Below are 12,978 nucleotides of genomic sequence, written 5' to 3' on the forward strand. Positions count from 1 at the left end.
CGTCACCCTTGCTGAGGCGGCGTCGAGCTCGCCACGATCTCGGGGTTCACGGTGTCGAAGTACACGTGGTCCGTCGTCGGGGAGAGATGGAACCGGCCGACGTAGAGCGACTTGGTGATGTGCCGGTCGTAGCGGACGCTCCCCACCCATCCGGCGCCCTCGGGCAGGAACTCGGTCAGCTCCTCCGGAGCGTGAGCGGGGCTGGACGGCTTGAAGGCGTACACCGGCTTGCCGACGATGGACTGGACGGCCCCGGCGGGCAGGCGTGCGACCCCGACCACACGGATCTGCGGATCCTGATCCGGAAGCCACTCGCGCCCCGAGTCGTTCGGGTTGTACCCGAGCCAGTGGGCGTCGGACAGCCGGCCGATCGCGCCGAACCGGCGCTGAAGGGGAGCGACGTCGGTGTCCACTTCCCGGAGGTCCGGTCCGGAGCTGTCAGCGGCGGACCCGCATGCGACGGCACCGCCCCCACCCAGAACGAAGAGCCCGCCGAACTTCATCCACCCACGCCGACTGACCACCCTCGACGTCCCCATGACCCCGCCCCCGTCCGTCCTTCGAGGCTCCGATACTAAGGTCGTGCCCGCGCCGCGTCTTCATGACGTCACGTCACGCAGGTCCGGGCGGTTCCTGGGCAGCCCGAAGCCGGCCATCTCCTTCTCCTCGTAGGACAGAAAGCCGAGACTCCGGTAGAACGCGTGGTTGCGCTTGCCTTCCTCGGACGACTCGTGGTCCGTGGACAGGAGGAAGAAGCGGCAGTGCGAGTAGCGCCGCATGAGGTGTTCGACCAGGGCCCGGCCCACGCCCCGCCGATGATGGGCCGGGTCGACCACGACGTCCTGGACGTAACAGATGTGCTCGTCATCGGAGATGGTCCGCGCAAGTCCGAGGAGCGTCCCCGATCCGTCTCGGGCCGTGATGACGAGATGGGAGTTGGCCAGGCCGCGACAGAGCCTGCCGACGTCGCTGGTGTAGCCACCCCACCCGACCGACTCGTAGAGGTTCAGCATCTCCTCGGCATCGAAAGCATCCTCTACCGCGATGAACACGCCATTCCTCCTGGAGCAGGGCCGTCCCGAGTGGGTCGCCACCTCGACACCGCATCTGACTCCGGGCACGCCGCACCCGTCAAGATCGGAAACCCCCGCCCCCGGAAGCTGGGGCAGCTCCGGTTGACAGCTCTCGGGGCCGGGCGTAGTCCGGAAGAGGGGACCCATCCGTCGTTTCCCCTGGTCGGTCCGGTTCGCCCGGAGCGAAGCGAGGGAAGCGGAGAGGAGTTCCATCATGCTCGGCGACCTGATCGGCGAGGAGCAGGGAGACACCACGGGAATCCGGGTGCTGTCCACCGACGGCGGTCACCCCGTCATGGAGGCGTCCTTCCAAGCGGCCGGCACGCTTCTGGGCGTCGCGGTCAAGGACATGGGCACGTACGAGTCGGTCGTACGAGCCGACGGCACCCTCTTCGGAGAAGGCCAGGGTGTCTTGATGACCCAGGACGGCGAGACGATCACCTGGCACGGCTCCGGCGTGGGCAGCTTCGACGCATCCGGCGCGATCGACTGGCGCGGTGCCCTGTTCTTCGAAACCGCCGCCGCGAAGTTCGCCCGGCTTACCGGCATCGCCGGTCTGTTCGAGTTCCATGTGGAGGAGAGCGGGAAGGCCACGGCCAAGATCTACGAGTGGAAGTGACAACGCCGACGACGACGCGGAACGGTGACCGTCCGGGTACTCGGGTCGCCGCCCACGCATCGGCGGGCGACGATGGAGTACGGGACCGATCCGGGGGCCAGGCGCTGGGAGGCAGCCGTGGCGCGTACCCGCATGACCGACGTACTTGTCGTGGGCGCCGGTCCGGTAGGACTGAGCGCGGCCGCCGAACTCCGCCGCCGGCGCGTGCGCTGCCGCCTGATCGACCGGCTCGCAGCTCCTCTCCCGTACGCCAAGGCAGTCGGGATCCAGCCGCGCACTCTGGAGCTCTGGGACCGGATGGGCCTGGCCCGGGCTGCCCTGGAAGCCGCCGCCGAACTGCGCGGCCAGCTGGTCTACGTCGACGGCCTGGAGCGGAAGCGGATCGAGCTCGCGCTGCCGCCCGAGGTGCCGTACGGCTTCGCCGCGCTCCCGCAGTACGAGACCGAGCGCCTCCTCGACGAGTACGTCACCGGCCTGGGCACGACCGTCGAGCGCGGCACCGAACTGCTGTCGTTCACGCAGGACCAGGAAGGGGTCACCGCCCTCCTGCGCACCGCCGCCGGCGCCGAGGAGGAGGTACGGGTCGGCTATGTGATCGGCTGCGACGGAGCCCACAGCACCGTCCGCAAGCAGCTGGGCCTCGCCTTCGAGGGCGGGGCCTTCCCGGAGGAGTACATGCTGGCCGACGTCGAGGCAGACTGGGACCTGCCGTACGGATACGGAATACGGTCCACTCACCTCGCCGACGACGGCTCCACCGACGACCTGCTGGTCTGCATCCCCCTGCCCGGGCAGGGGCGCTACCGCATGTCGATGCTGGTCCCGCCCGAACTCTCGGCGGAGGCCACGGGGACCGTGGCGCCGGCCGGCCGGGCGAGGGGCGACGGCGTGGCGCACGGCCTGGAGGGCGGCAGGGCCCCGGAGCTGTCCCACATCCAGGCTGTCGTGGATCGCCTCGCCCCCTGGCCGGCCACCCTGTCCCGGATGCGCTGGTCCTCCGTCTTCCGCATCAGCCACCGGATCGTCGACCGCTACGCCGACGGTCGGGTGTTCGTCGCGGGCGACGCCGCCCACATTCACCCGCCGACCGGCGCCCAGGGCATGAACACCGGCATCCAGGACGCCTGCAACCTGGCCTGGAAGCTCGCCCTCGTCTGCCGCGGCGAGGCGGGCCCCGTCCTCCTCGCCAGTTACGACGCCGAGCGCCGCCCGGTCGGCGAGGAGGTCGTCGGCCGCACCGTGCGCCACGCCACGCAGGGCATGGAAGCCGAGCCCGCCGACCCGCGGACGACGACGCTCCGCGAGGCCCAACTGCTCGTCAGCTACCGGGGCGGTCCACTCGCCCGCGGTGCGCACGGACCGGCCGACGCGCCCCAGCCCGGCGACCGGGCCCCGGACTGCGGCGGCCTGACCGCGCCCATCGCCACGTACCCGCTGCGCCTGCTCGACGTCCTCCGCGGCCGTACGGAGCACGTCGTGCTCTTCTACGCCGCCGATCCGGCCCAGCTGGCCGCGGCCTCGGTCGCCTGCGGGATGGTGCCGTGGCCCGACGGCGGCCCGCAGGCGGAGCACCGCCCGCAGACACTCGCCATCCTCGCCCGTGAAGCGCCGCCGACCGGACTGGACTTCCTGACGGCGGTGGCCGGATACCACGACGCCGAGGGGGAGTTCGCCCGGCTCTACCGCACCGACGGCCCGACCGGCTTCGTCGTCCGCCCGGACGGGCAGCTGGGCGCCCGCTTCCCGCTCGCCGCCCTCGCGACGGTCCTGCCCGACTACCTGGCGGCCCTGTCCACGCCGGCCTGAACGGCTACGGCGGGCGACGGCGCCCGGCAGCACACGACGACAGGCAACGGCAGGCAACGACAGGCGACGGCAGTACTCAGTCAACGCCACGCGTTCCCTGCCGCCGCGACGTACTCGGTGAAGTCGCGCGGCGCGCGGCCGAGTGCGCGCTGGACGCCGTCGGAAACGGCGCTGTCCATACCCCGCCGGATGGGGCCCACCGCCTCCGCGTAGTCCTCGGCCTCGGCGGCCGACCAGCCCGCTCCGACGAGTTCGGTGACGAACTCGTCGTGGGACAGCGGGACATACCGCACGGCACGGCCGGTGGCCTCGGAGATCTCGGCGACCGCCTCGGCGATGGTCAGGGCGCGGGGCCCGGAGAGTTCGTACGTCTGCCCGCCGTGGCCGTCCTCGGTGAGCGCCGCGACCGCGACCGCGGCGATGTCGTCGGCATCGGTGAAGGAGGCCGCGCCGTCCCCGGCCGGCAGCCGCAGCTCACCGGCGACGACCGCGTCCCGGAAGATGCCCTCGCTGAAGTTCTGCGCGAACCAGGCGGGCCGCAGAATCGTCCACGAGATGCCGCTGTCGCGTACCGCGCTCTCCCCGTCCACGTGCGTCGCGCCGGCGAGGTTGGCCTCGCCGGAGTAGCCCGGCACGTCCACGCCGCGCCCCGACAGCAGCACGACGCGTTCGACACCGAGCTCCGCGGCACGCTCGACGAAGGGGCGGGTGAGGAGTCGGCCGTCGAGCGGCACGAGGTACACCGCCTTCACGCCGTCCAACGCGGCGTCCCAGGTAGTGCGGTCGTGCCAGTCGAAGGGCGGTTCACCGGTGCGCGATCCCACGCGGACCGGTGCTTCCTGGGCCCGGAGACGGGAGACGACGCGGCTGCCGGACGTGCCCGTGCCGCCGGTCACCAGAATCGGATGCTTGGTCATGAAGCCAGTCAAGACGCTCCTCGCGAGACGATCCATGGCTCTGAGGCTCACTCTGATGTCTCGGCGTCTAAGGTCGCGTGCCGCACATGCGTTCGGGGCGCAGGGGGCGGGCAGGACGGCGCGTTGAACCATTGAATCGACGACGACGGGGTGGGCGTCCGTGTGCGGACGCCCACCCCGTCGTCCGTGTCTCGTCAGCGCGCGGCGTTCCAGAGGTCGCACTGGTGCTGCCGGCTCAGCGTGCCGGTGGAGACGTTGCCGCCGGCGGACGCGGTGCGGAGCTGGAGTACCTGGCCCGGCCGCGAGCCGTGCTCGGGCATGGCCTGCTGTCCGCGGGCGCGGGGCGGGGTGCCGTGGATGAACGAGCCCCAGTACTCGGTCATCTGGTCGGCGAGCGCCCGCTGTTCGGCGTTGAAGGGTGCGGCGATGCCGTACGGCTTGAAGAGGTAGTTCAGCTCGGCGGCGTGCGTGGCGCCGAAGTCGAAGTCGGTGTTCTGGGGGAGTGAGGCGAACAGGGGCGAGGTGCGGTCGGCGAACTCGAACGCGTACACCTTGCCCCGCTTGGCGAGGAGCGGGTCGACGGCCAGGGCCGGGCAGGCGAAGAGCCGGTCGCCGAAAGCCGTGCCGTAGGCGTACGAGGGCCGCTCGTACGCGCTCAGCGGGTAGCGGGCGAGCGCCCGGGCGCCCGCCTCCGGGCCGAAGGCGGCGGAGAGGGCCGCCGGGTAGGCCTCGGCGGTGAGGGGGTTGCCCCAGCGGTCGAAGGAGTCGTACGCGAAGACCAGCCCCTCCTTGCTGGTGGCGCCGTTCATCACCGGGACGCGGGAGGAGCGGCCCGAGGCGAACGCGTCGGCCGGCTGCACGGGCAGCTGGGGGGTGCCGATCGTGTAGCCCCAGGAGCGCCCCGCGGAGGCCTGCGCGTCGAGGACCTCCTTGGCGCTCTTCGCGCGTAGACAGTCGGCGGCCGTCGCCGGTTCCGTACAACCGAGTCCGGCGGCGAAGGCGAGGGAGGAGGCGACGGCCTGCTCGCGCGGGGTCCCGGCGCAGTTGCCGAAGGTGCCGCTCTGGATGATCGCGGCACGGTAGAGGCCGCCGCTCGCGGGGGAGGCGAGCTGGTTGCAGACGGCGCTGCCGCCCGCGGACTCGCCGGCGAGGGTGACGCGGCCCGGGTCGCCGCCGAAGGCGCCGATGTTCGCCCGGACCCAGCGCAGGGCCTGCTGCTGGTCGAGCAGGGCGAAGTTGCCGCCGGCGCCGGGCAGTGTGAGGAAGCCGAGAGCGCCGAGGCGGTAGTTGAGGGTGACGACCACGCTGCCGGTGCGGCGGGCGAAGGCGTCGGGAACGATGTCGCGGGCGGTGCCGCCGACGTTCCCGCCGCCGTGGATCCAGACCATGACGGGGCGCTTGGCTGCGGAGTGGCGACCGGTGGGTGGGGTGTAGACGTTGACGTCGAGGCAGTCCTCGGTGATCCGCTGCTGCTCGAAGCCGGGAGCCCAGTAGGTGTTCTGGGCGCAGTACGCGCCGTAGCGGGTGGCATCTCTGACCCCCGCCCAGTCGGCGGAGGGCTTCGGGGCGCGCCAGCGCAGGGAGCCGGTAGGGGCTTCGGCGTACGGAATGCCGAGGAACTGACGCCCCTCGGCCGTGGCGGCTCCGCGCACCCATCCGTTGTCGGTGCGGACCAGGGTGGAGCCGGAGGTGTCGTGTGCCTGGGCGGCCCCGACGGGTACGAGGGAGGCGGCGACGGCCAGGGGCAGGGCGATGCGGCGCGCGCGACGCAGCAGGGCGGGCAGTCGGCCGGTGGGCGGGGTCGTCATAGGGTCTCCTGGGGCAGAGGTATGCCCAGAGGTGGGCGCCGCGAGCATAGATGCCAAGTGCCATGGGTGCCTAGTCACCTATGGACGGAGGTCGAAAGGTGACAGGAAGGTGACGGGAGAGAGATGAAGTTCGAGCACGTTCTGCTCGGATTCGTGGCGATGCGACCCTGTACGGGGTACGACCTGAAGCGCTGGCTGGGAAGCGAGATGGGCCGCATGAGCCGGCTGCCCAGCCAGCAGAGCCAGATCTACCGCACCCTCGCCCGGATGACCGCCGACGACTGGCTGGCCTACGACGTGGAGCGGCACGAGGGCCGCCCGGACTCCAAGATCTATCGCGTCACCGACACCGGAGAGCGCGTCCTGCGCGCCCGGCTCGCCGAGCCATACGTGCCGCCGGTGGACTTCGGCGACCCCGAGTTCCTGATGCGGTACGTCCTCTCCGTCTTCGTGACGGAGGAGGAGCGGACCGCGCTCGTCCGCACCGAGCTGGAAGCACGCCGAGCTCAGCTCGACCGCTTCCGCGCCCGCGACATGCGCGAGGAGCCCTGGCTGCCCGGCGTCGACCCGAAGCGCATGGCCCGCATCCTGGACCACGTCCACGAGAGCAAGGACAGAGCGCTCGTCGCCCACGTGCACTGGCTGGAGGAAGTCCTCGCGGAACTCGCCGGAGCGACGGAACCGGCCTGAGGGGCGGGACTCGCCGGAGGAGAGGTCTCAGGCGGAAAGGAGCGGGTCCGAGGGCGTAGCCTGCCCCCGGACCCTGTCGATGCCGCTCACATCACACGCCGGCACGCTTGAGGACCCGGGTCATTCGTCATGGCGTCGCGTCCTGCCGTTGGACCACCGCCGATCGAGCTCGGCGGACCAGATTCGAACTGGCATTTCGACGCACCAGGGCCCGGGCCCGGTCGATCCGGCGATGAGCGGCGAATGCTGAGTCTGGAGCAATAGTCTGAGATTGACCGCGGTCTGCCTCTGCCTGGTTGGGCCATCCCGGCGGGAAGTGCCGGGAGGAGGACTCGAACCTCCACTGGAACCGCGGATGTCACGACAAGGCTCAGCTTCAGCTTTGCGCTCCTCGCGCACCCCGGCCGTGTTCTGTGGCCGGGGAGTCTGTGGTGTCCCGGCTACCCGAAGAGGTAGCCGAAGACGGCGTCGCCGACCCGCTGGTCGGTGACCTCGGCGCTGTTCGCCTCCTCGCGGGCGAACTTCACCGCCTGCTGGAGCTTCTCCACCCGCTCCAGCAGCTCGTTGACCCGCCGGGCCGGCAGCGCGCCCGAGAACTTCACCGTGGTCCAGTAACCGACCGGCACGTCCTCGTAGTAGACGTCGACCTGCGCCGGGTGCTTGTCCGTCGCCTCCGCCTTGACGTGGTTGCGCGGCACCTTCTTCGTCCGGACCGTGCGGACGACCTCGGTCTTCCACGCGTCGGTCGACGGGTCCTGCGTCCACGACTCGGCGGCGTCCAGGACGGGAAGCTTGCGGACGAAGGTGTTGATGTCCGTCAACTGCTTCTCCAGGAACAGCAGATACGCGACGGGCACCTGCCCCACGAGCACGCGCCCGTCGACCGTGACGTCGGCGCGCGCCTCGCAGTTCGCCCAGTCCTTGGTGGCCGTCACATCGAAGAGACGGGTCAACGCCCGCGCGGTGTCGCGCAGTACGTCCTCGGCCTTCACCTGCACCAGCGTCGACTCGGGCGGCAGCTGCTCGCCCTCCTCGTCCTTCGGCTGATAGGTACGAGAGATCCCGGCGAGCAACGCGGGCTTCTGCAGCCCATGATGAGCCGTCGTCAGGTCCTGGTGCGCCCGGGACTTGACGCCCTTCTCCACTGCGATGATCTGATTGAGTTTCGTTGCCACGTCGCCGACCTTAGTGCGGGGGACCACGGCCGATCGAACGGTTTTCCGCCGGGCGAGCTCATCTTCCGCCCAGGGCAATGGCGTACGCCGCTTCCCGAACGTCCTGATCCGGGTGGCGGCGCAGAGCGACGACGGCGGCGCGGCAGGTGTCCGGCCAGTTCTGGCGGGCCCCGAGGGCCGTGGCGAGGCCGACGGCGAGGAGGCCTTCCACAGCGCCGCCCTCGCTGCTCAGGGCGTGGACCGCGGCGAGGGCGGCGGCGGGGTCGGCGAGCGGGTCGCCGTACGCGTGTGCTTCCTCCAGATCCTCACCCACCCGCCTCGCGAGGACGGGGCGGCCCTCGATGGCGTCAGTCAACTCGCGCAGCGAGAGCAGTAGTTCCGGCTCGGCTGCCGCCAGGTCGATCGCCCGTACGAGGAGGGCGGTGCGGGTGGCGGTGACCGCCGGTTCGGCCGGCAGTCGCCGGGCCAGCTCCGCGCACATCCGAGGGTCGCGGATCGACGTGCCGAGAAGCGAGTGGAGGCGACGGAGGGCCGGTAGATCCCCACCGGTCCCGCCACCCTCCGGTTCGCCGGCCGCGACGAGCGCCAGAAGCCGGTCGACGACGTCGTGCAGCAGGCTGCCGGGCTCCACGCCACCGATCGGGTGGGGCAGTTCGGACTGGGCCAGTTCCGTGAGCCCGTGGCTCGCCCGCCAGGGGCTCAGCGGCGAGGTGAGGTCGGTGTAGACGTCGGCCAGCGCCCTGCCGGCCGAGGGCGTGTACCGCGCCCAGTCGCGGAGGCTGAACAGGGCCCGGTCCGCCGCCTGTTCCCCGGCGACGAACGGCAGCCGGGCGACGAGCTCCCCGTACCGTGCCCGGTGGGCGGGGGCCAGATCCGCCGGGCCCGGATCCAGGAGGGCTCGCCAGACGGCATCCGGACCGTCGGCGGCCGCCGCCTCCAGCAGGGCCCACATCTCCTCCGCCGGCAGCAGCGTCGTGGCCAGGCCGACGACCGTGGCGTGCACGTCCGGATGGATGCCCGGGGTGCGGTCCACGTTGGACAGGAGCGCGGTGGCGGCGACCGGGGGCAGATGGCGGGCGGCGAGCCGGGCGGCCGCCTTCCGGACGGTGACCTTCACTCCGCTCTCGCGGGTCAGGACGTCACGGAGCAGGTCCGCGAGCCGGGTGGGCCGCGTGTGGGCGGCGGCGCGGCCGGCCGCGGACCAGGCGGCCGCGGCCCGGTCGTCGCCGGCGTGGTCGAGGAGTGCGCCGAGGGCCGAGGCCGGATCGTCCGTGTGGGCGGCCGCGTCCAGCGCCGCCGCCGTCAGAGCGGACTCGGCGAGGTCGGCCGCGGACCCCGCGGCATCGTCGGGCCCGGCGGCGTCCGACGTCGAGGAGGTGTACCGCTGGAGCAGGGCCCGCCCGTGCTCCGGCACCGGGGCCACCGCACGGAGCAGCGCGGCGCGTTCGTCGAGGGGTCGGCCGGGGTCGGCGACGGCGTCCGCGGCCAGCAGGACCGCGGCCCGCTGCTGTCGGGGCAGCCACCGGTCGGCGTACCGGAAGGGAGGCAGCGGCCGGGGCGTGCCGTCCATCGGGAACCGGCCGCCCGTGGGCGGGATCGCGGGCAGCGCGAGGTCCAGCAGGTCGGTGCGCTCCGAGGCGAGTACGGCGAGCACCGGGGGCAGGAAGGCCGCGGAGGGCTCCCTCGCCAGCAGCCCGGCCACACGGTCGCCGCGCGTCGCGGGGTCGGCCAGCCAAGCCGCGGCGACCTCACCGAAGACCCGGTCCGGGCAGGTGCGCAGGGCGTGTTCGAGGCGGTCCTGAAGGCCCGGGATCCGGTACGCGTGGTGCCCGCAGGACGTGACCAGCGCGAGCAGGGGCGCGACGTCCCCACGGGCGGCGGCTCGATCCAGCCACGGGCCGAGGGCGTCGACCACGGCACGTACCCCGCGGTCGCGCGGCGGAGTGCCCGGCCGGCGGAACTCCACAGTGCCGGTGTGAGCGGTCAACGCCTCGACGAGGCGTACGGCGGTAAGCAGGGCGGCACCACCACGGACGCCGGCGGCTGCCTCCACACCGCCGACCATGGCCCCCACCCCCACCCCCACCCCTTCCGCGTCCACGGCGTTGAGGAGGGTCGAGACCAGGTTCCGGATCGTGTCCCGGGTCCCGGACGAACAGTCCCGGGCCCGCAGGGCATCCAGGCACAGCCGTTCCCAGGAGTCGGACCCGACGCGGCCCCCAGCGGTGGCGCCGGCCGCGAGCGCTGCCACGATCAGGGGTGCCGGAAGACCCACGAAGGCGGACAGGGCCTCCCCACGCACGGGGTCGCGTTCGTTGGCGAGCCTGCGGGCGGCCAGCGCGAGGACCTCCGCGACCTGCTCCGGATCACGGGTCAGGCCGGCGTTGACGGCCAGCCGATCCCAGACCGTCCCGCGCTCCTCGGCGTCACCTCTGCCGAGGGCGGCCAGGAGTTCGGGACGGGCCTCGGAGGGCGGCAGCAGAGCGAGCAGACCCCAGAGGTCCCAGACCGTGCTGCCGCGCTCGGCACGGAGCGCCTCCACCGCGGCACGGGCCCGCGTGTGCCGCTCGGTGGCGGGCAGGAGGGCGAGCACCCCTTCGTGCGCGCGGACATTGCGGCGTGGATCGCCCGCGGCGACGACGGCGTCCAGGAAGCCGGACCGGCGCGCCGGTGGTACCGACCGCAGCAGAACAACGAAGGCCTGCCGATGGAACCAGCGCGCCCCGAGCGCGGGCAAGGCCGGCGGATCCGCCGCCACCAGCTGCCGCATGACCGCCCGGCCGGGTGTCCGTTCCCACCGCGCGGCCGCCCGGCTCGGGTCGGCGAGCCAGCGCGCGACGCGCTCGCCGTCCTCCGCGACGAGGGCGCCCAGCCGGTCGTGCACCGGACCGGGGAGGTTGTCGGGGCCGTACCGCTCCAGCAGGTCCAGCACGCGTCCCGGCACGGCGGGCAGGGCGGCGGCGATTCCGACGGCGTGCAGCGCCCACCAGCGGTTGCGCAACCGCTTGGGGAGATCGGCGAGTTCCTGTTCCGCGTGGTCGAGGACGGCTACGGGATGGCGTACGGCCAGCGTGCTCCAGTCCTCGAACGCCAGCGCCCCGGCGAGTTCGGGCAGCAGCCGCGCGGTGAACTCCGGCGTGCAGCCCGGCAGCAGGCGGGCCGCGTCCTGGTCGCCGTACGCGGTACGCGCCCGGAGCACCAGCCGCTCGGCGAGTCCGGGCCGCCGCCCGTCGCGCAGCAGCCGCGCGAGGTCGGCGCGGACCACGGCGGGCGCGTCGTCGTACGCGGCCTCGACGGCGGAGTCCGGGACGGGGAGCCGCCGGGCACCGCGCAGCGCGTACCGGCGTACCACCGGGTCCGGATCGCCGATCCGGGCCGCCAGATACGCCGAGTCCCCGGCTGCCAGGGCCGCCAGCGCGGCGAGGCGGCGCTCGTACGGGCCGCGCACGTCGAGAGCGGCCAGCAGGGGCCGCAGGCCGCCGTGGGCGGCGAGCCGGTGCGCGGTGACGGCGGTGTACCGGAGCCGGGCGGCGTGCGGCAGGGGGTCGAGAACGGCGAGCAACTTGTCAGCGGTGGAGATCATCGCGGGCATTGTGCCCGACGACGCGCCGTAGCCCCATCGAATATCGAACATCGAGTGTCGAACTGCCCGCGTGAAGCGCCGGATCCACCCCCGGAGCGGGCTCTGAGCTGGACGGATCGGCTCGACGGGGGTGTGCGATCATGCGGTGGCCCCGGGGAGGGGCCGGGAACGCACACGGGGTGAGGAGCAGGCGTGAACAAGGGTGGGGATCGCGGCGATTCGTCCATACCGGACGAGGTGTGGGAGGAGTTCCTGCGCACCGCGGGCGACGGCGCGGGGGACGCGCCGAAGGAACCGTCCGCGCGGGCCCGCGAGGTGGGGGACCGGCTGCGGACGGAGCCCGCGGAGCCGACGCCGTGGCGTGCGCACACACCCGCCGCATCCGCCCGGCCACGACGGAAGAAGGGCTGGTACGTGGCCGGTCTGCTGGCCTCGCTGGCCCTGCTGGCGGTGGCGGTGGACCCGGCAGGCATCGTCGGATGGTCCGGTGACGACGGCCCGACGCGGGAGCCCCTGGCGCAGGAGTCGCAACGCCCGGAGGGCGCGCCCGACGCCGAGCCGGCGGGGCGCGCCACACTCGACGACCCGTTCCGCGGGTCCCCGGCGGCGCGTTGGGCGAACGGCACGGCCGGGATCACCGTGCCCGCCGCCAAGGCGACCGGGTGGATGACGAAGGCCGAGGTGCGGCAAGCGCTCGCGCGGACGCGCGACTTCCTCGCCGCGTCCAGCCTGGACGCGACCTTGCTCCGCGGAGGACGTCCGGACAAGGCGATCGCCTTGATGAACCCGCATCAGCAGGACGTCACGACCTTCGTGGCGACGGCGCTGCGCACACCGAGCGAGGAAAACGACGCGCGGCTGCTCTTCAGCCGTTTCGACCCGGCGCAGGCGCGTCTGGTCGGGGACGCCGTCAAGACCCGCGGACGGCTCACGTACCGGGAAGGGAAGCGCGGGGCCCTTGAGGTGACCGCCGATGTCACCTTCGTGTACCCGGCCGCACCGGCGGGCGGCGGGGACGAGGTCGTGCGCACGATCGTGCGACGGGAGACGGTGGTGAGCTGGGACGATCCGGCAAAGATCATCACGAAGAAGGGCACCTTCACGCTCCTCTCGTACAAGACCGACATGACCAACGGCGGTTGCGGCAACGCCACCGGGTACCTCAGGCCGGAGTTCGGCGGAGGCGGGTCGGACACGGTGACGGACGGCCGGACAGAGGATCCCTACGACCGCAGTACGCCGATAGGGGAGGGCCACGAAGGCTGCGGGACGGCGACACGGTCGTAGCGGGCCCAGGGCGTGGCGAG

Annotated in this window: 10 protein-coding genes and 1 pseudogene; 4 read left to right on the forward strand and 7 right to left on the reverse strand. The window is 72.7% G+C overall.

The window, feature by feature from the left end; all coding sequences use genetic code 11:
* Window positions 1-2 precede the first annotated feature (2 nt).
* Together ACIBG6_RS04680 and ACIBG6_RS04685 are read right to left on the reverse strand one after the other, a co-directional pair.
* Window positions 3-413 carry a hypothetical protein gene (locus ACIBG6_RS04680; RefSeq protein WP_399221029.1) on the reverse strand — a complete coding sequence of 137 codons (411 nt, stop codon included), beginning with the start codon at window positions 411-413 and terminating at the stop codon, window positions 3-5.
* A gap of 186 nt (window positions 414-599) precedes the next feature.
* On the reverse strand, window positions 600-1,052 hold the full coding sequence (locus ACIBG6_RS04685) for a GNAT family N-acetyltransferase (RefSeq protein WP_399221030.1): 453 nt from the start codon (window positions 1,050-1,052) through the stop codon (window positions 600-602).
* A gap of 235 nt (window positions 1,053-1,287) precedes the next feature.
* Here ACIBG6_RS04685 and ACIBG6_RS04690 point away from each other — a divergent pair, with 235 nt between their 5' ends.
* Together ACIBG6_RS04690 and ACIBG6_RS04695 are read left to right on the forward strand one after the other, a co-directional pair.
* Window positions 1,288-1,692, forward strand: coding sequence for a hypothetical protein (locus ACIBG6_RS04690; protein ID WP_399221031.1), 405 nt, complete (start codon window positions 1,288-1,290; stop codon window positions 1,690-1,692).
* Window positions 1,693-1,824: 132 nt separating this feature from the next.
* The gene (locus ACIBG6_RS04695; protein ID WP_399221032.1) at window positions 1,825-3,498 is read left to right on the forward strand and encodes an FAD-dependent monooxygenase; all 1,674 of its coding nucleotides are present in this window, start codon (window positions 1,825-1,827) and stop codon (window positions 3,496-3,498) included.
* Window positions 3,499-3,578: 80 nt separating this feature from the next.
* Here the strand turns inward: ACIBG6_RS04695 and ACIBG6_RS04700 are convergent, their stop codons facing one another.
* Together ACIBG6_RS04700 and ACIBG6_RS04705 are read right to left on the reverse strand one after the other, a co-directional pair.
* Entirely contained in the window at window positions 3,579-4,415 is an 837-nt protein-coding gene (locus ACIBG6_RS04700) for an NAD(P)H-binding protein (RefSeq protein ID WP_399221033.1), read from the reverse strand.
* A gap of 194 nt (window positions 4,416-4,609) precedes the next feature.
* A complete protein-coding gene (locus tag ACIBG6_RS04705; protein ID WP_399221034.1) occupies window positions 4,610-6,223 on the reverse strand; it encodes a carboxylesterase/lipase family protein in 1,614 nt (537 codons plus the stop codon).
* A gap of 123 nt (window positions 6,224-6,346) precedes the next feature.
* Between ACIBG6_RS04705 and ACIBG6_RS04710 the strand changes: the two genes are divergently transcribed.
* Window positions 6,347-6,913 (forward strand): PadR family transcriptional regulator, encoded by a 567-nt coding sequence (locus tag ACIBG6_RS04710; protein ID WP_399221036.1) that lies wholly within the window; start codon window positions 6,347-6,349, stop codon window positions 6,911-6,913.
* A gap of 317 nt (window positions 6,914-7,230) precedes the next feature.
* On the opposite strand, the pseudogene ACIBG6_RS04715 reads toward ACIBG6_RS04710, so the two are convergent.
* The 3 genes and pseudogenes from ACIBG6_RS04715 to ACIBG6_RS04725 all read right to left on the reverse strand — a co-directional run bounded on the left by ACIBG6_RS04715 (window position 7,231) and on the right by ACIBG6_RS04725 (window position 11,671).
* Window positions 7,231-7,318: pseudogene (locus ACIBG6_RS04715) on the reverse strand.
* 35 nt (window positions 7,319-7,353) lie between these two features.
* The gene (locus tag ACIBG6_RS04720; protein WP_399221037.1) at window positions 7,354-8,088 is read right to left on the reverse strand and encodes a hypothetical protein; all 735 of its coding nucleotides are present in this window, start codon (window positions 8,086-8,088) and stop codon (window positions 7,354-7,356) included.
* 58 nt (window positions 8,089-8,146) lie between these two features.
* Window positions 8,147-11,671, reverse strand: coding sequence for a hypothetical protein (locus ACIBG6_RS04725; protein ID WP_399221038.1), 3,525 nt, complete (start codon window positions 11,669-11,671; stop codon window positions 8,147-8,149).
* Between the two features lie 192 nt (window positions 11,672-11,863).
* Here ACIBG6_RS04725 and ACIBG6_RS04730 point away from each other — a divergent pair, with 192 nt between their 5' ends.
* Complete coding sequence (locus ACIBG6_RS04730) at window positions 11,864-12,958, forward strand: hypothetical protein (RefSeq protein WP_399221039.1); 1,095 nt, start codon at window positions 11,864-11,866, stop codon at window positions 12,956-12,958.
* Window positions 12,959-12,978 lie beyond the last annotated feature (20 nt).

It is taken from the genome of Streptomyces sp. NPDC050842, from assembly GCF_044456565.1.
Classification (GTDB): domain Bacteria; phylum Actinomycetota; class Actinomycetes; order Streptomycetales; family Streptomycetaceae; genus Streptomyces.

What these genes read in the sequence shown, in the direction of transcription:
- ACIBG6_RS04690 (WP_399221031.1), top strand. Translation starts at nt 1,288, where the DNA reads ATGCTCGGCGACCTGATCGGCGAGGAGCAGGGAGACACCACGGGAATC.
- ACIBG6_RS04695 (WP_399221032.1), top strand. Translation starts at nt 1,825, where the DNA reads ATGACCGACGTACTTGTCGTGGGCGCCGGTCCGGTAGGACTGAGCGCG.
- ACIBG6_RS04700 (WP_399221033.1), bottom strand. Translation starts at nt 4,415, where the DNA reads ATGACCAAGCATCCGATTCTGGTGACCGGCGGCACGGGCACGTCCGGC.
- ACIBG6_RS04705 (WP_399221034.1), bottom strand. Translation starts at nt 6,223, where the DNA reads ATGACGACCCCGCCCACCGGCCGACTGCCCGCCCTGCTGCGTCGCGCG.
- ACIBG6_RS04710 (WP_399221036.1), top strand. Translation starts at nt 6,347, where the DNA reads ATGAAGTTCGAGCACGTTCTGCTCGGATTCGTGGCGATGCGACCCTGT.
- ACIBG6_RS04725 (WP_399221038.1), bottom strand. Translation starts at nt 11,671, where the DNA reads ATGATCTCCACCGCTGACAAGTTGCTCGCCGTTCTCGACCCCCTGCCG.